This is a genomic window from Cryobacterium sinapicolor (assembly GCF_004403465.1).
GTDB classification, from domain to species: domain Bacteria; phylum Actinomycetota; class Actinomycetes; order Actinomycetales; family Microbacteriaceae; genus Cryobacterium; species Cryobacterium sinapicolor.
This window is the reverse complement of record NZ_SOGQ01000061.1, coordinates 23,483-41,149: the sequence shown is the minus strand read 5'-3', so window position 1 is coordinate 41,149 and position 17,667 is coordinate 23,483. Positions and strand designations below refer to the sequence as shown.

14 protein-coding genes are annotated in these 17,667 nt (G+C 67.5%); all 14 read right to left on the bottom strand.

The window, feature by feature from the left end:
• Positions 1 to 211 precede the first annotated feature (211 nt).
• The 14 genes from E3T28_RS12065 to E3T28_RS12005 all read right to left on the bottom strand — a co-directional run bounded on the left by E3T28_RS12065 (position 212) and on the right by E3T28_RS12005 (position 17,551).
• Positions 212 to 1,084, bottom strand: a complete 873-nt coding sequence (locus tag E3T28_RS12065; RefSeq protein WP_134431493.1) for a sortase — start codon at positions 1,082 to 1,084, stop codon at positions 212 to 214.
• A gap of 164 nt (positions 1,085 to 1,248) precedes the next feature.
• The gene (locus E3T28_RS12060) at positions 1,249 to 2,067 is read right to left on the bottom strand and encodes a hypothetical protein (RefSeq protein ID WP_134431490.1); all 819 of its coding nucleotides are present in this window, start codon (positions 2,065 to 2,067) and stop codon (positions 1,249 to 1,251) included.
• A gap of 45 nt (positions 2,068 to 2,112) precedes the next feature.
• Positions 2,113 to 3,207 carry a WxL protein peptidoglycan domain-containing protein gene (locus tag E3T28_RS12055; RefSeq protein ID WP_134431487.1) on the bottom strand — a complete coding sequence of 365 codons (1,095 nt, stop codon included), beginning with the start codon at positions 3,205 to 3,207 and terminating at the stop codon, positions 2,113 to 2,115.
• A 107-nt stretch (positions 3,208 to 3,314) separates the two neighbouring features.
• Positions 3,315 to 4,379 carry a hypothetical protein gene (locus tag E3T28_RS12050; RefSeq protein ID WP_134431484.1) on the bottom strand — a complete coding sequence of 355 codons (1,065 nt, stop codon included), beginning with the start codon at positions 4,377 to 4,379 and terminating at the stop codon, positions 3,315 to 3,317.
• Between the two features lie 67 nt (positions 4,380 to 4,446).
• A complete protein-coding gene (locus E3T28_RS12045) occupies positions 4,447 to 5,589 on the bottom strand; it encodes a hypothetical protein (protein ID WP_134431481.1) in 1,143 nt (380 codons plus the stop codon).
• 102 nt (positions 5,590 to 5,691) lie between these two features.
• Positions 5,692 to 8,268, bottom strand: coding sequence for a hypothetical protein (locus tag E3T28_RS12040; RefSeq protein WP_134431478.1), 2,577 nt, complete (start codon positions 8,266 to 8,268; stop codon positions 5,692 to 5,694).
• Complete coding sequence (gene pstS, locus E3T28_RS12035) at positions 8,265 to 9,914, bottom strand: phosphate ABC transporter substrate-binding protein PstS (RefSeq protein WP_241979314.1); 1,650 nt, start codon at positions 9,912 to 9,914, stop codon at positions 8,265 to 8,267. The genes E3T28_RS12040 and pstS overlap by 4 nt, the downstream gene beginning before the upstream one ends.
• On the bottom strand, positions 9,911 to 11,236 hold the full coding sequence (gene pstA / locus E3T28_RS12030) for a phosphate ABC transporter permease PstA (RefSeq protein ID WP_134431475.1): 1,326 nt from the start codon (positions 11,234 to 11,236) through the stop codon (positions 9,911 to 9,913). Before pstA ends, pstS begins: the two co-directional genes overlap by 4 nt.
• Positions 11,236 to 12,276 (bottom strand): phosphate ABC transporter permease subunit PstC, encoded by a 1,041-nt coding sequence (gene pstC, locus E3T28_RS12025; RefSeq protein ID WP_134431472.1) that lies wholly within the window; start codon positions 12,274 to 12,276, stop codon positions 11,236 to 11,238. Before pstC ends, pstA begins: the two co-directional genes overlap by 1 nt.
• Positions 12,277 to 12,444: 168 nt before the next feature.
• A complete protein-coding gene (locus E3T28_RS12020; protein ID WP_166787020.1) occupies positions 12,445 to 14,286 on the bottom strand; it encodes a protein kinase domain-containing protein in 1,842 nt (613 codons plus the stop codon).
• 8 nt (positions 14,287 to 14,294) lie between these two features.
• Entirely contained in the window at positions 14,295 to 15,104 is an 810-nt protein-coding gene (locus E3T28_RS16915) for a lytic transglycosylase domain-containing protein (RefSeq protein ID WP_241979319.1), read from the bottom strand.
• Positions 15,101 to 15,733 (bottom strand): hypothetical protein, encoded by a 633-nt coding sequence (locus E3T28_RS16910; protein WP_166787018.1) that lies wholly within the window; start codon positions 15,731 to 15,733, stop codon positions 15,101 to 15,103. Before E3T28_RS16910 ends, E3T28_RS16915 begins: the two co-directional genes overlap by 4 nt.
• 95 nt (positions 15,734 to 15,828) lie before the next feature.
• Positions 15,829 to 16,488: a methionine ABC transporter permease gene (locus E3T28_RS12010; RefSeq protein ID WP_134393839.1), complete on the bottom strand. Its 660-nt coding sequence runs from the start codon at positions 16,486 to 16,488 to the stop codon at positions 15,829 to 15,831.
• Position 16,489: 1 nt separating this feature from the next.
• Positions 16,490 to 17,551 (bottom strand): methionine ABC transporter ATP-binding protein, encoded by a 1,062-nt coding sequence (locus E3T28_RS12005; RefSeq protein ID WP_134431465.1) that lies wholly within the window; start codon positions 17,549 to 17,551, stop codon positions 16,490 to 16,492.
• Positions 17,552 to 17,667: the final 116 nt, after the last annotated feature.

The following is a 17,667-nucleotide window of genomic DNA, read 5'->3' as shown; positions in this document are numbered from 1 at the left end:
CGGGCCAGCCGGGCGTTGTGCCCACGGCGAGCCCGATGCGCCCAAACGGCCGCGCCGGTTCGACACCGACCGGGCAGGCAGGCGCAGCTTCCGGTCGCGCTGCCCCGACCGAGGGGGTGGCGTCGTTGCGGTAAAGAGCGGCACAGCCGGAAGCACCTGCGTCAACTCGTCGTCGTGCACGTTCTCGTTCATAACCACTCGTTTCGGGTTGCTAGAGCAGATTCGGGAGCAGGCGCACGAGCTGGTCGGCCACGAAGACCCCACCAACCGTGACCACGGGAAGGAACACGGTCCAGGTCTTGCGGGGGCCGACCCGCCGGAATGCCCAGACAGCGGCGAGCTCGATCACGAGCAGGAACTGCAGCGCGAAGACGAGCGCCCACACGGTCGATGTGTCCGTGGCCAGTTCCTTGTCGGCAAGCGGCAGGGTCAGATAGGTGGTCTGGCGTGCACCGGCGGGCTTCGTCTCCGAGACGAGTTCCGCATCCACTCTGGCGACGCCGGTGGGCACGAAGGCCGGGCCGCGAGCGGTCGCGAGCACCAGGCGGCTCTTGCCGGCTCCGAGCGCGGGCGGCGTCGGATCGCCGGCATAGCGAACGCCGAGCACGGAGTAGGTGTGTTCGCCCTGGCCGGTAATGACGGTGAATTCCTGCCCGGGGCGCAACTCCTGGAGTCGGCTGAACGGTCCACCGAAGGCTGCGGCCCGGCCCATGATGACGCTGTACCCGGCCTGCCCCGGGAGAACACTGTCGCGGCGGTGGCCCGGCCCCGCCCGCAGGGTGCCTGAGTCGGTGCCCTCGACCACGATCTCGTGCACATCGATGGACGGAATGTCGATCAGTGCGACGGGTGTGCCCGCCGTGAGCAGGACCTTGTCGACTGTGCCCTCGCTGACCGGAGCGGTTCCCTCGGCGAGTTCGTACCGGAACGTGTTGGTGAGCCGTTGCTGGCTGACGACGTGTTGCAGCTGACCGAGCACCGTGATGTTGGCCAGCAGACCGAGGATCAGCACGGCCAGGATCGTCAGGGTCGAACGGATGGCCTGATCACGCGGGCTGAGGTCGACCGGCGGTCGCGGGGGCATCGGCATCCGTCGGGGCGGCCTGGGGATTTTCGGCGGTTTGGGTGCTCCGGGCTCCGTCGGAGGCCGCGGCGGTCCGGACCGCCGACTGGATTCCGCACGGCCGGGACGGCCGGGCGGGCGGACCGTACCGGGTGCCCTGAACCGGCGCGTCGGCTTTGCGATGGTCACGACGCCATCCCCTCGCCGATTGCAGGGTTACGAGCACGACGCACGACGGGCAGCTTCCGCAAGCCCAGAGTCAATGCGCCGGCGGCGGTGAACACAAGCAGGAGGAAGTAGGGCGGGATGACGACGAGGGACTCCCGGGACACCGGTCCCAGCGCCGTTCCGAGAACCTCGGTCGGTGGCGTCAAGGTGACGTGACCGGTGAACAAAGTCCACTGGCCGACGTCGGGCAGGGTGGCCGTGACCGTGCGGGTCTCCCCTGGTGAAAGGTCGGCGACCTCGACGGCGTCGACTGCGGCCAACTGCATGCCGACAGCGTTCGTGATCCAGAATTTGAGACTCGACGTGACCGGGGTGGTCGTGACATTCTTCAGGGTGAAGGCCAGCACGATGTCGCCCCCGCCGGGGCCGAAGTCCGGCTTCGGCAACGCGGTGACGCCGCTGACATAGAGGACGCCGCCCACCGCCGTGGGGTCGATTCCGAGTGCGTGGGTCCCCGCGGCCGACCCTGCTGCAGTCGTTTGGGTGACTCCGCGCACCGAGGCTGGTTTCGCCGGCTGCGGCGCCGTCGCGCGGGGCGTGGCGCCGGGCCCCGCCGGCGCCGCCGGTGACGAGGATCCGGTCGGTCCGAGCACCGTGACGGACAGATCGACGCCGCGCGGATCATCCGTCGCCGACGTGGCACTGGGAGCAGTCGCGCTTCGGGCGACGGCACTGGGGGCAGCAGCACCCAGGGCGACACCGACCATGCCCGTCATCGCGAGGAGAGCGATGAGAGCCACGATCGGAAGCCGGCGCACGGCAGGGGAGGTAAGCACCGGTTTAGTTAGCACGTCCAAGGTTTCGATGATCTGACGGGAAAGCTAACGAGAGGCAAACTCGGCCGGGGCTTCTTCCCGCGCCTTGCGGCGCGCCTCGGCCTCCGTGTATTCGATCCAGGCGGCGGCCATCGTAGCGTCGCGCTTGCGGCTGAACCGCACGATCAGCCAGGTCCCTCCCCCGACCAGCACCAGAAGGAGAAACGCCCACGGCACCACGAAGAGGTCGCTGTTGCGCGCGCCGGTCGGCAGCACTCCCGCGGCGAGGGCGTCCTCGTCGACGGTCGCGGCCAGCGACACGTGCGGGTTCAGATAGACCCAGGCGCCCACGCCGGGAATCACGATGCTGACCGTGCGGGAGCTGCCGGGCAGCATCTCGGAGATCTCCTGATCGACCAGCCCGGAGAGCGGAATCCCGAACAAGCCGCGCACCTGCGAGACGGTGTCGGCACTGAGCGACACGTTCCCGTTGTTGGTCAGGCTCATTTTCAGGGTGGTCTCGCCCGAGAACGGGTTGACACTCGGCTGGTAGGACGATTCGATGCTGCTGATCGTCAGGCCGGGCTGCAGCGGGCCCTTGACGCGCACGTACAGGCGGATGCCGACGCGCCGGTCGACGGTGACCTGTCCGGCCGGGGAGAGGGCCGAGACGATGACGCCGCCGGCGTGGTCCCCGGGCGTGGCATCGGCCGGGACCGTCACGGTGAACGGCAGCACCTGCCGGGTGCCGGGGTCGAGCGTGACCTGGATCCTGTTGGTGCCGTTGTCGAAAGCGATCCAGGTTCCGGCGTCCGCGGGGGTCGCGGCTCCCTCGAGGAGCGCGAAGCTGCCGTCGTCGGCGTTGAAGGCGTCGGTGGCGTAGACGGTGACGGCCTGCACGGTGGTGCCGGTGTTCTCGACCAGGTATTCGTCCTGGAGCGTCTGGCCGGGTTCGACTTGGTAGCTGAACCGGGACCGGGACTGGTCGACGCCGCCGCCGGCGGAGGGTGCGCCGGCGATGCCGTCGGCGTCGGCCGCCCAGGCGCCGGAGGCCCCTGAGACGCCGAGGCTGACGGTCAATCCCAGGGTGACCAACACGCCGGCGGTGACGGACAGGAGTCGGGGGGCGATGGTGCTGAGGGTCACGATCGGCGTACTCATTTCTGCGGTCTTTCTGCGGATGCTGCGTTGGCGGAAATCAGTGTGAGAGGAAGGGGAGGACCGGCGCGAACGCCGTTCCTCCCCCGTTGTTCAGCTGGTGCCTGCTCCTACTTCGAGACGACCGTGAGGGTCATCGTCGAGGTGTAGGTGCCGGCGGCCTTGTCCTGAGGAGCGACGAAGGTCAGGTCTGCGTTGAGAACGCTGTCGCCGACCGTGTTCGCTGCCGAGCCGGAGGCAAAGTTGTACGTCCCGGATGCCGCACCGGCCACCTGGACCGCGGCGGCGGTGACGCCGGTCGCGGACGTGCCGGCAACGACCAGCTTCGGGGCGACGCCGAGCTGGGACTTGCTGATGATGTTCGTCGCATCCGTACTGTTCTTGAAGTCCGCGACGGTCGCGCTGAGGTTCCAGCCTTCGCGCGTGAGTACCCGGCCATCGTTGACCGTGATGTTGCCGAGGGTGCCGGTCGTGGTCGACTTGTTGTTCACGAGTGACGGGGTGCCGAACGACGCCGCGGCGCCGGCCGGGACCGTCAGCGCGAGCACGCCGTTGACGGCGCCAGTCGTGGTGGGAGCGAGAGCGACGGTGCCGTTCTGCGGTCCAGGTACGACGGGCGGGACAACGACGGTGGTGTCATTGCGACTGAGCGTGTACGCACCCGTCCCCGCGGTGATGGTCGCGGTACGGTAATACGCGGCCACAGTAGTCACACCGTTATTAATGGTGCAGGCGAACCCGAGCGAGTAGGTGCCTCCGGCAGCCTTGATCGCAGGACCTGTCCCGTTGATCTGGCCGGACGGAGTGGTGTTCGGCAGAAGAACCCCACCCGTTGCGGTCAGGGAATTGGGCGAGAATGCCTTCCAGCCGTTCGTTCCCCCGAGCTCCGTTCCCGGTGTGGTGGCGAAGGTGTAGACGTTCGTGGTGCCCGCGGGGCAGGAAAAGTCGACCATCGGGTCTACCCCATCGGGCGAGCCGACGACCTGGTCGTCCCACCCGTAGGAGTATCCGGGAGCGTCCAGGGCGCTTCCGTCTGCGGCGTCGTACATGTAGACAGCCCCAGCCGATCCGTTGGTCTGGACCACGGCGGAGGCCGCGGCCACTCCCGTGCCAGCCAGCAGGGCGATGGACAGCGCCCCGACCGCGAGAGTGCGGGTCTTCGTGTTGAGCTTCATGAGTTAATCCTTTTCTTGACGCGTTTAGGGTGACGTGAAGGACCGATTGAGATGCGACGAAGCGGAATTAGCGCAGGTTCGAGCGGAGGGGGGTGGTGCTGCTCGGGGCGAGGAAGCCGAACTTCTTCTTCGCTGCTCCCGTGGTGGAGGCGAATGTGCCGGTGTTGGTAAGGCTGCTGGCCTTGCTCGGGTCGAGCAGGTTCGCCAGGGTGGCGTCGAACTTCGGGTTACCCGCCTCAATGCGCGCGTACTCGACGACGAGATAGGTGTCCCTTCCCCAGGTGGCGTTGCTGTAGAAGGCCGAGTTTGGAGTCATTGCGGCACCGGCTCCGGTCACGGCGTTCGTGCCGGCGATGGGCGTGCCGACCTTGGCCGGGTTGAGCATCCCGACCCTGTTGGTTGCCGTTCCGATCCGGTTGATGCCGGCGCCGGTGTTCTGGGCGACCCACTGGGCGGCGGACATCGCAGTGATCGCGTTGTCCGGGAAGGGTGAGCCATCGGCAAGGGCTATGGTGTCGTGTTCCTGACCGACCTTGACACAGCTGGGGTTGGCAGTCGAGTACGCGCTCGTCAGGGAGAGCTTGGACAGCCAAGACTCACGCGTCCCGGAACCAGCCTGAGGAATGACAGCCGTCACCGAAACGCCATTGACGGCTGTGATGGAGCAGTTGAAGATGCCGGTCAGCGTGGCAAGGTCGAGGTTGTCGAATCCCGTGTTTGTGCCGCTGTGGGCGTACGTGAGCGCGTCGCGACCGAACGGCACGTAGGCGAGCAGCCCGTTCGTGTTCGCGGAGCTGCCCGGGCCAGAGGAGCTTCGCGCGATGTCGACCTGACCGGTGATGATCGCTGCGGGCGATCCGGGTGTCGCGGACGTGTAAGCGGCACCATCAAGCGACCGGCTAAGTGCCTTGACCCCGTCGCCCGAGCCGTTGGGACGCCCGAAACGAGCGCCAGCAGGCTTGGTCTGGATCAGCACTCCGCCCGTCGCGTCGAAGGAGCCGACTGCCGTCCCATTGGCCAGCGACCGGACGTTCGAACCGCTGACCGTCGTGCCGTTGACGGCCGCGTTCACGACGTCCTGGAGCGTATCTGAACCCACGATTGCGTAGCTGTTGGACACAGGTTCAGCGTTCGCCGGCGCCGCCATGACGATGCCGGAAACGGAAACACCGACGATTGCGCAGATCGCAATTGCCTTTTTCGAGATCATGTGATGCCTTTCGGTGTACTGCACAAGAGGCGAGCCCAGGTGGACTCGACTTTCCCGGCGCGGTCCCGGAGTGCCCCCGAAACCTCGCCAAGCCGTAGCGCGTCAGGCCTTGCGTCTGGCGCGCGAGTAAAGGGGAACCATCCCGGCCGCTAAGAGACCTGACAGCAGTCCGGCGGGGACGGCGGCCGCCAGCGGGCCCACATCTGGATCTGCCGGAGTCGGCCTGCCCAGGAGCGGGGCAGCAGAAATCCCGGTGGCCAGAGGGTCCGCTGGCGTGCCAGTCGCTGTCGGTGCCGAACCCGGTTCGGGCGATGTCGGCTTTGCGTACGACTGAACCCTCGAGGCGGGGGCGGATGGTGGAGTCAGTTTCGACGTGGAGGGTGCTGGGATGGTTTGCGCACGAGGGCTGATCCCGCTTTCTATCGCAGCGGCCGCTGCCAGCGCTTGGTCAACCCAACTCGGCGGCAGCGGCGCGTATCCCGGCGGCAACTGACCGACGTCGGTGCCGGGGGTCTGCCCGTCTTGGACTGCAAACCGGATCAGGTTGGCATAGACGGCGCGCTGCGTCGAGTCGGTTTGGAGTGGATTGATGGCGGCGTAGACGGGCATTGTCAGGGCGTATGCGGTCGGAGCCGCAGCGGCGGTCGGGCCGGCGGGATCGAACTCGAGCACCCGAGACTGCGTTCCAGCCGGCGTCATGGCGGCGGCGGCGGCGAGAAGGCTTGTTTCGTTCGGTGCCACGAACTTGCCGGCTGGATTACGCAACGACGCGGTTATGGCCTGGTAGCGATTCGCCGCAGGAGTCGTGGTGAGGGCCAGAACTCCTCGACTGCCGATGAGTTCTCGCGCTGTCTTGCCGTATTTCGGAGGGGTCGAGAATTTGTCCCAGGTTCCCAGCAGGAGGCCGTCACCTCGCAACGTCTGGTAGGCGCCGCTTTCGAAATCCGCCGTATAGGGCCGCCAGGTGACGAGATTGACGGCACCTGTGCCGTTCGCCGGATCGGTCACCGTCGTATCAGGTTTCTCAATCGGATCAGCCTTGGGGAGTGACTCGCGCGGCACGGCGAGGCCTGTTCCGGTCGGGTTCACCGACGCATTTGTTGAATACCACGGGTTGACGACCATCCCCCAAGGGTCTGCCTGTCCATCCAGAAAGGCCCGCGCATCGGCGTCCGACAGGACATAGCGCCATAATTGGACTGCGAGATCGGAACGTCCCGACGGCAGCAACAGGTCTCCCAATGACGGTGACACCATGAGTTGGTAGGCCCACTCCTCATCGTTGACGTCGAGGAAGTCCGGATCCTGCACGAGGGTGCGAGCATTTTTTCCCGGGCTGTCGAAGCTGACGAATCCAACATGAGATCTGTCTCCAGGCGGAAGCGCCTCGAAGTACGACTGGGTGAGCAATTTCGCGATGAGTCGCGGCGTGAGGTTGAGAGAGCCGAAAGGTAACCCATTACTCGCCCTGAACTCGTCAGGGACCACGCCGACCGGCGAAACCTTGCGATCGATTGCGAATGAGACTGCGAGGCCTGCGATGGCAACCGGGGCGTACTGGAGCGGATCCTGTTCGTCGGTCTCAAGCGGCCGTGAAGTGAATGCGAGCGGGCTCGGTTCCGTCCGAGACGCACCGGTGACGGCCTCCGCCTCATTCCCGGTGCTCAGGACGAAAGCCGACCCTGTCGGGCCGGTGCACAACTTGGGCTGCCAGGACGAGATGGCCCCGCTCACCAATTCGCTGCCGGACAGCTGTCGTTCCGCGGCCCCGATCGCACACCGTATCCCGATGGGCTCAAAATCGAGCTTGATGGCTACGTGGTGCTGCCACGAGTCCCAGAGCAGTCCCGATTGGGTGATTGTCGATGATCCTGAGTCGCCCGTGCCACGAGGAATGACCACCAGCCAGCAGGACTGCCCGACAACCGGAGTAACCAGAGTGTTCGGTGAACCGCAACCCAGGCCAGGCGACTGCATGGCCGTTTGGATCTCGAACGGCACGGACCCCGTTCCTGCAGGTCCGGACCCTGCCCACTTGGTCTCATTCGTTGTGAGCTGGGTGAAGAACTGGTTGGTGTTCACATCGATCTCAGGCGTGCGTGTGGTGGCGCCCGACGCGTTCTTCACAATGTCAGTGATCAGAGTTCCGTCGACTCCCTTGAACGGAATCGACGTGTATGCCGGGGTGAAGACACCCCTTCGAGGCACGGTGTACTCGGCGTCTTGCGAAGCAACGTCCGCATCCTCCCCGGAAGAGTTTCGAGTCGTTCCCTCGGAGCGGGAGGCACCGTACTGGCAGGTCGTTCGGTCAGGGTGGCCTGGATGGGCAGGGTCTTCTCCCCAGCACTGCGCGATCTGCAAGAAATTCTCTCCACCGATCGAGCCCGAGATCGGCTTCGTCGACTCCTTTCCCCCGGTCCAGCTGACCACGATCCCTTGGGAGACCAGATTCCTGGTCTGCGAGACAGTCACCTTGAGATCCGGGAACGGCGCAGTCGTAATGTCGAGGTCGTAATCCTTGGACGCGACCGTGACCCCGCTCGAGGTGTCGGCGGACGCCGGCGACGGCGCGAACGCGCCAAGCACGGACACCCCGATCCCCACGACCAACCCGACGACGATTCCGCTGGCACCTGCCCGCGCCCAGATCGAATCGGTGCTAAAAAACCGGCGCGTCATTTCAGTCCTACTTTCGCGGCGAGGGGTTTCAGCCGCCGCCAGAGCACCGGCGGCAGCACGGCCGCCCCGATGAGGAGGATTCCAGCGACGAGCATGATGGACTGTTGGACGCCCCAACCGGTGTCGGCCAGGGTGAACGGCGACGCCACGGCAGTGCCCACGAGACCGGACCCGGCGCCTCCGGCGGGGCCGCCAGAGACCAGGGCGCCGTTCTCGTCGTAGACGGCAGCCACAGCATCCGCGGGCCCGGCCGCCGCCGCGGCTGCATCCACCGCTGCCGTCCCGCCCGCGCCGCCCGCGGCGGCGCCGCCGGTGCCCGTACCGGAGGTCGGAGTATCGGCCGGCGCGCCGGCAGTGCCGGTCGTGCACTGGCTGGTGCCGACTTTGTCACACTCGGCGGGCTGCGCGGCCGTCACGGCCAACTGGTTGCTCGAGGGCGAATCGCCGGGCTTGAACGTCGGGTTGTTGCACTTGTTGATGTCCACGCCGGAGACATCCGCACCGGGCACCCGCTTGATCTGGTCGAACCCGGCCAGCACGAGGTTCATCGGCAGCGGCGAGTACCCGAGAGCCTCCGCCTGCTGCTGCCCCTCGCAGAGCATGTAGTTTGCGAAGGCCCCCAGGGTGAGGCCCTTCTTCTCCGTGAAGACGCCGCCGACCGCGGTCGGCACGATCATGTAGGAGTAGCTCGACAACGGGTAGCTGCGCGCGTCGGCGTTGTTGTAGACGCCGTCGAGGATCTGGGTGAGGTAGTCGGGGCTGGTGACGGGGACATCCGTCTTGATCTGCGCCTGGAGCAAGGCCACCGCGACCGAGTCGGCGGTGGGTTCCACGTAATAGCCGGCCGCATTGAGCACCTTGGCCACCGGGAATCCGGCTTCGAGGGCGTAGGAGTACTCGACGTAGGTGATCGCGCCTTCGCCGTAGTCCTGGCTCACATAACCGGCCACGCCGGAGGAACCGCTCTGTGCCTTGGCGTTGCCGTAAGTCGGGTACTGGGAGGTGAGACCGCAGGAGGTGCGGCCGGCCTTGGCGCAGAAGGCACTCCACAGGTCAGGGTGCTGCTTAGACATCCAGAGGGTGAACTGGGCGGTCGACCCGGAGCCGTCGGAGCGAACGACCGGCACGATGCCCTTGTCGGGCATCGCCAGGCCGGGGTTGTCGGTCTGGATCGCCGGGTCGTTCCACTTGGTGATGACGCCCGTGAAGATCTTGGTGATCACCGCACCGCTGAGGCGCAGGTTGGAGACCCGCACCCCGCCGATCTTGAGGTTGTACATGAACGAGGAGCCGCCGGCCACAATCGGCATGTATGCGTAGCCGCGGGACGGCACCTCGGGGGCCGAGTTGTCCTCCGGCCGGGTCTGGAACGGGATCTCGCTGACGGCGAAGTCGACGTTGCCGGCGACGAAGTCACGCCGGCCGGCCGACGAGCCGACGCCCGAATAGTTGACGGTCATGCCATAGTTCGAGGCCACGTTCTTGCGCCACTGGTCGAGGGCGTTCTGCGACCAGGTCGAGCCGGTGCCGGTGATCGGGTCGTAGCTCACGGCCTGGGCAGGCACGGTGCCGAGCACGCTGACCAGCACGACGGTGAGGGCGAACAGGGCGCGGATTGCACGAATCCGCCGGGGCTGGCGCGTCACGAGGACGTCTCCTTCGGGTTGGGGTCTGACGGTGGAGCTGATGGCGTAGAAGCCGATGGCTGTGGCCGGTGGTCGTCCTGCGCGGCCGAGGCGTCGAGCAGGACTCGGCGGTCGCCCTGAAGGGTGATGCGCTGAAGGTCGAGAGCGGATGCCGCAATGACCCGCTCCTGCTGCCGGCGGCCCAGCTGGCCGGGACCCTTACCCCCGATCAGACGGGCGATCACGAAGAGTGCGAGCACCAGCAGGATCAACACGGCAGCGGAGCCGAAGCCGCGGGCGATCATGTTCGGCTCGGGGGATTTGACGAAGTCGAAGACCTGCAGCGGAAGGGAGATCATCGGACCCTCGAACGGGTTCCAGTTGACGACGGCGGTCACCCCGGATGTGAGCAGCACCGGACTGGTCTCGCCGATTCCGCGAGCCGTGCCGAGGATCACGGCCGTGGCCAGACCGGGCCGGGCCGTCGGCAGAACGACGTGCCACACCGTGCGCCACCGGGTCGACCCGAGGGCGTAGGCAGCCTCGCGCAGGTTGCCGGGCACAAGCCGCAGCACAATGTCGGAGGCCCGGATGACGATGGGCAGCATCATGACGGTGATGGCCATCGCCGCGGCGAAGCCCGAGCGCTGATGGGTGATCAACACGATGATCGCGGAATAGACGAAGAGTCCAGCGACGATGGAGGGCAGGGCCGTCATCGCATCCGAAATCGTGCGCACGAAGCGGGCGAACTTGCCGCCGACCTCGTTGAGGAAGAGCGCCGTCAGGATTCCGAGCGGAATCGTGATGGCGAGGGCCATCGAGATCTGCATCAGCGTGCCCAGGATCGCGTGCACGATTCCGCCGACCTCGAGGCCGTCCAGCGGGCCGGCGAGCTCCATGCTCTGCGTGAAGAAGTTCAGGTGCGGCAGGGCCTCCTGGCCGCGCACCAGCGTAAACGCCACCACGAAGACCAGGGCTCCGAACAGCAGCACCCCGGCGCTGGCGAGCAACACCCCCATCACCCGGTCCTTGACCTCCTGCCAGTCGCTGGCGAAGCTCACCAGCAGGGCGTAGAAGCCGATGAAGGCGATGAAGGCCACGAGCAGCCAGCCGACGCCGCCGGAGAGCGGGCTGAACCAACCGAACAGCAGCACAGCGACGGCGATGCCTGCAGAGGCGGCGCCGAGCAGATTGAACCGGTCGTCGAGGCGGGCGCCGCGCACCCGGCGGCGCGGGCCGATCGGGGTGCCCCCGGGGGACGGGATCGTCGTGGTGTGCGCCGGGGCCGTCGGTGTCAGTTCGGGGATGACCGTTCCGGTGGGTTCGAGGAGGATCGTCATCAGTCGCTCTCTGCCCCGGATCGGGACCGTGCCACGATCGACGAGGCCGTGAAGTTGATCACGAGGGTGATCAGGAACAGGACAAGCCCGGCTGCCATCAGCGCGGAGAGGCCGAACGAGCTGGACTCGCCGTAGCGGAGGGCGATGAGTGCGGAGACGGAGTTGGTGCCCGTCTTCAGCACCTCCCAGTTGATTGTGAAGATCGGGGAAATGATCATGTAGACGGCGATGGTCTCACCGAGGGCTCGGCCGAGGCCGAGCATGGTGCCGCCGATGATGCCGCCGCGACCGAAGGGCAGCACGACCGCACGGATCATGCCCCACCGCGTCGACCCGAGGGCGAACGCGGCCTCGCGTTCGCCGATCGGAGCCTGGGAGAAGGCCTCGCGCATCACCGAGGTCTGGGTGGGCACCACCATGAGGCCCACCACGATGCCGGCGATGAACGCCGAGGAGGTGAAGGCGCTCGCCTCGGTCAGGGTCTGGCCGGTGATGTCCTCGACCCGGAAGAACGGGATCCAGCCGAAGTAGGTGGAGATCCAGGTGGCGACCGGGATCACGTTGGCCTGCAGGAAGAAGACACCCCAGAGGCCGAAGACCACACTTGGCACGGCGGCCATCAGGTCGACGAGCGTGACGAGCGTAGAGCGCATCCGGCCCTGGGCGACCTCGGAGATGAGCAGGGCCGTGCCGAGGGCGAGCGGCACGGCGACGCACATCGCGATCACCGCGATCGTGATGGTGCCGAACAGGACGGATGCGATACCGAATTTCTGCGACTCCGGTGACCAGTCCTGCTCGACCAGGAAGCTGAAGCCGGCGACCCCGAGGGCCTCCGAGGCCCGCAACGACAGGAACACGCCCACGGCGAGCATGATCGCCACGGTGATGCAGCCGGCAAGGAAGGCCACCGAACGGAACACCGAATCCGAGACCGAAGGACGTGCTGCCAGGGAGCGGCGCGGGGACGAGTCCGGGTTCGCCGGGTCGATCGTTGGCGGCTCGACCGCAGGCGCGTCGAAGAGGGTCGAAAACGACATGGGTGTCCTTGCACATTCGGGTGTGGGGAGCGGAACGAACGCGGTGGTAGCACGTCCGAGACATATGTTTGGGGCGCTGGGTTAACACTGAGCGTCGATTTGTCCAGCTAGGGATGGACGCGGAGTGGAGAGTTGACCGGGCGTGATCGCTGCCGCCGCGGAGTCGGCTCAGCGGGAGGCTGACGCGCCCGCGGGCGACGGGGTCGCGCCCGGGTCCGGGGCGTTCGTCGGCGCGTGCGTCGGCGTCTGCGATGTGGACGTCGGGGCGGGAGTCGGAGGTACCTCAGGCACAGGAAAGGCCGCGCTCGCCACGATCAATGTAACGGTTGTCCCCAGACGCCACACCATTTGTGCCGCTGGAAGGCTTGCGAGCACCGTGCCCGGCGGCACCGTAGAGTCCGCACGGGACTCAGTCAGCACGACGAAACCGGCCTCCTCGAAGGCGACAGCAGCCGCGGCCTGGGTGAGTCCCCGCACCGTCGGGATCGCGTTCGATCCGGAGGCGATGACGAGGTCGACCGTGCGGCCTGGATCGATGCGGGTCCCCTCGGCCGGGAGGCTCGCCAGGACGGTGTCGCCCGGCAGGGCCGAGGCCTGCGTCTCGACGGCGCCGACCTCCAGTCCGGCCGCGGCGAGCGCTGCTCGGGCCGCAGCGAGGGTCAAGGAGGTGAGCTCGGGCATCCGGACTCTCTGAATCAGGATATCCGTTGAAATGCCGTCGGTCGCAGGCACCGGGCTCGGCGTCGGCGGCGCCGTCGGGAGACTGCTCGCGACGGCGATCGACGCCGGCTCGGACCCGCCCGTGGCCACGACCCAGCCGACGGAGATGCCCCCGACGACCAGCAGGGCCAGAAGCCAGAGCCCGCTGCCGCTCCGGGTACGGCCGCTGCGCGCCCAGTCGGGTCCCGGTGAGTCGCCGGCCGGGGCCTCGGATCCCGGTGCGACGGATCCCGGTTCGTCGGATGCCGGTGCGGCGGTCTGCCCGAATACCCGGGTGCGCTCATCTCCCGCCGCTCGGCCCCGCCCGGCCGGGCCGACGACGCCGGAGGCTATCAGAATTCCGATACCGGCCGCCATCTCGGCGGCAGACTGGAATCGGCTCGCGGGATCTTTCATCAGCGCTTTCACTACGATCCGGTCGACGGCGCGAGGAATACCGAAACGCAGGACCGAGGGCACCGGCGGGGGTGCCAGCACGTGAGCCCGCATCACGGCAGCAGCCGAATCTCGCGAGAACGGCGGCTTCCCGGTGAGCACGAAGTGAAGTACGCCACCGAGCTGGTAGAGGTCGCCTCGTTCGTCGACGGCGCCGCCGCGGGCCTGCTCCGGCGACATGTAGTACACACTGCCCAGGACGCCCGGGGCGACGGGTTCGATTGACAGACCCGGAGCCTTTTGATCCTCCCGGGCCTGCGGCGCGGGTGCGCTGCGCAGGACGTCGGTTCCGAGGACCGGCCTGCCGGCGGCATCCGCCAGACCGAAATCGAGCAACCGAACATCCCCGATCAAGAATCCTCCCCCGTCGTCGGTGTCGACCATGATGTTCGCCGGGGACACGTCCCGGTGGATCAGTCCACGAGCATGTGAGGCCTCGAGCGCTCGCAGCACGGCCGAGGCGATGGTGAGCGCCTGGCCCGGCTCGAGGGCACCGTTCCGCTCGATGTGCTCCGCGAGGGTGATGCCGGGCACGAGTTCGAGGGCAATCCAGGCCTGCGGTTCCTCTCCCGTGTCGTGCACGCCGATGCCGAGCACCTGTGCGATGTTCGGGTGCCGCAGGCCGGCCGCCGCCGTGGCCTCGGCAAGGAACGCCCGCCGGGAGTGGTCGGACCGCGACAGGTGCGGGTGCAGGATCTTGAGTGCGACCGCCCGGTGGGCGCCGACGTCACCGTCCGAAAACGTGGCGGTGTCGACGGCGGCGAAAACGGATGCCGACCCACCGGTACCGAGAAGATCGCCGAGCCGGTACCTGCCGGAGATCAGGCCGTCTCCAGCCGGGGTCTTGTCCGTCACGAAACTCCTCAACCTGCCAGATCGGCGTAGGAATCGGCCGTCGCGGCGACCGCGTTCACGTAGGAATCGACGTGGTTGTAGGCGAACACGGCGGCGCGCCAGCGATCGGGCCGGGACAGCTCGCCATAGTGGCAGAGGTAACGGCCGGCAGCGAGGGCGGCATCGTCGATTTGTTGCGGGTCGTCGACGCCGTCGCCGTTGCCATCGGCACCCCACCGCTGCCAGGTTGCGGGGATGAACTGCAGTGGCCCGACCGCACGGTCCCCTTCGGTGCTGCCGTCCCAGGCCCCACGGTCGGTGTCGCCCATCGCGTCGAAGGCATTGCCGTCGAGTGCGGGGCCGAAAATGCCCGGGCGGGCGGCGCCATCGGCTCCGAGCCCCGAACCGTTGTGGGTGCCGTGCCCGGATTCGATGTTGCCGAGGGCTGCCAGGGTAGTCCAGCCGAGGCGGCAGTTCGGCTGCTCGGCCGCTAGAGCCAGGGACGCCCCCGCATAGCCGAGCAGGGCACGCACCGGTATATCGGACGTCTGGGCGGCGCGGGCGGCCCAGGCCGGGTCGGCGAGCGTCGCATTGCCGACGAGCGGCGGCGGGGGCTTCACCGCGACGGCAACGGATGCCGGTTCGCCGGCCGGCAGCGATGCGGCAGCGCCCGGCGGCTCGAGAGTGATGACCACCGCCGCGGACGGCGCGACACCGGCCCGCTCGCCCTCTGGTGGCCGGAAACCGGGTACCAGCCAACCGAAGATCAACCACCCCAGCACGGCGAGGCCGGCAACCGTGGCCAGTATGGGCATCCCGCGGGGCGTGACTACGGTCACCAAGCCAGGGCCCGTTCCTCGTCGGAGAGCACCCGGTTGCCGCGCTGCCCGGACTCCGTCGCGTGACGGGCATCCGCGGCGACGATCGCAGTGTGGAAAGCCTCGATGGTCCCAGCCGAGGCCTCGCGACTGGCCGACGCCGCGCCGTACCAGCGACCTGCAGTCATCACGACAACACCCCCGACGCTGATCACCCAGCCGTGCGTGCCTGCTCGGGGACCCGTGACAACCGTGGTGACCATCGAGTCGCACTGGCCCTTGAGTTCGAGAACGTGGGCCCGCGCAGTGGAGAACGTTCCGTAGACGGAGGAGCTGCGGCCGAGCTCGCGACTGTTCGAGGCGAGCAGTCGCCAGATTCCGGAGTGCCCCGGCAGTCCCGTGAGCGCAGGGCCGGCGCGGTGCCCGTCGCGCACCTCTACCGCCCGGACGGGGGCGGGAAGGTTCTGAACGCTTTCCCGGAAGGCCACCCAGCCGTGCAATCGGGGGTCGGCGGTAGATCTGAAAGCGGAAAAGACGATACTCGGGCTCGACGACACGGTGACTCCCAGGGCAAGGATGAGGCAGTGACGGGGCACGGTGACGTGAACGCGGCTCGGGTGGGCCGACCCCGCGAGCACTGTCCAGCCCACGCATGTCCGGCCCCGGAAAATCACCTGAACCGCAGGTAAACGAGCGATGACGGCGCCTGTAACAAGTCGCGAAAGATACCCCGCACTCAGGGGGCCTAGCGGCGGAAGGCCTTCCGGGCCAGCCAGTTTCCGAGGAACTGAACCAGCTGCACCAGCACGATGATCAGGAGCACGGCGGCCCAGGTCACGACCGGGTTGAACTGTCGGTAACCGTAGAGCAGCGCGAAGTTTCCGAGGCCGCCGCCGCCGACGTAGCCGGCGACCGCCGACATGTCCACGAGCGCCACGAAGATGAAGGTGTAGCCGAGGATGAGCGGGCCGAGCGCCTCGGGCAGCAGCACGGTGAAGATGATCCGGATCGGCCCGGCCCCCACGCTGCGGGCCGCCTCGATCACGCCCGGCGTCACGGTGAGCAAGTTCTGCTCCACGATCCGTCCCATGGCGAAGGATGCCGCGAGCGAGATCGTGAAGATGATCGCCGCGTTTCCGATGCCGGTTCCCACCACGACCCGCGCCAGCGGCTGGGCGGCGGCCAGGAAGATGATGAACGGGATCGGCCGGACGATGTTCACCAGCAGGTTGAGCACCACGAAGACCCCGCGGTTCTCGAGGATGCTGCCGGCCCGGGTCAGATACAGGCCGAGGCCGACCAGCAGGCCGCCGATCCCGCCGAAAAAGAGGGTGAGGCCGACGATGTAGAGGGTCTCCCCCGCGGCGATCCAGAGTTCGGGCAACAGGTCGATCAGGCTGTCCATCTCAGCGCACCTCCGTCACGGTCGTCAGGGTTCGCACCCGGTGGAGGGCGGCGTCGATGACCGCGTCGGCCGCGGCATCCGTCGTCCCCGGCGTGGCCAGGGCGAGAGTCAGGTGCCCGAAGGATCGGCCCTGGATCTCGTTGATGCCGCCGTAGACCACCTCGAAGGTGACGCCGGCGGCGGCGAACTCGCCGAACACCCGGGCCTGGTCGACACTGGTGTCGCGGAACGCCAGCGTGACGAGGCGGCCCGGATGCCGCCGCCGCAGCACCGCGAGTTCCGACGCAGAAGGGAGGCCCTTGACCACGGTCGAGACGAACCGGGCGGAAGCCGCCTGCTGCGGGTTCGAGAACACGTCGAACACGTCGCCGCGCTCGATCACCCGGCCCTGGTCCATCACGGCGACCTTGGTCGCCAGGGTCTGGATGACGTCCATTTCGTGCGTGATCACGATGATGGTGACCCCGAATTCCTTGTTGACGCGAGCGAGCAGGTCGAGCACCTCGGAGGTCGTCTCCGGGTCGAGCGCGCTGGTGGCCTCGTCGGCGAGCAGGATCCCTGGCTGGCTGGCCAGGGCGCGCGCGATGCCCACGCGCTGCTTCTGGCCGCCGGAGAGCTGGTCGGGATAGGAACGAGCCTTGTCGCCGAGCCCGACGAAGTCGAGCATCTCGGCGACCCGGGCCCGACGCGTTTCCTTCGACTGGCCGGCCACCTCGAGCGGGTAGGCGACGTTCGCCGCGACGGTGCGGGACCCGAGCAGGTTGAATTGCTGGAAGATCATGCCGATGCCCAGCCGAACCGGGCGCAGCTCGCGCTCGGGCAGGCGGGCGATGTCGGTGCCATTGATCAGGATCTCGCCCGACGTCGACCGTTCGAGGGCGTTCACGAGCCGCACCAGGGTGCTCTTGCCGGCCCCCGAGTAGCCGATGATGCCGTAGACGTCGCCGGCGTCGATGGTGAGGCTGACCTTGTCGATGGCGACGACCTCGTCCCCGCCCTTGGTCGTAGGCGGGTACACCTTGCTCACGTCACGCAGTTCGACAACGGGGCTGGGGGCAGACATGGAACATCCTTACTGACTTACTGACTTACTGGCGTGGTGCCGCGGCGCCGTGGTGCCCGGCTATGACTGTGCCGGTCCGGTCGAGAGTGACCCGCGGAACGGGCACTCTCGACCGG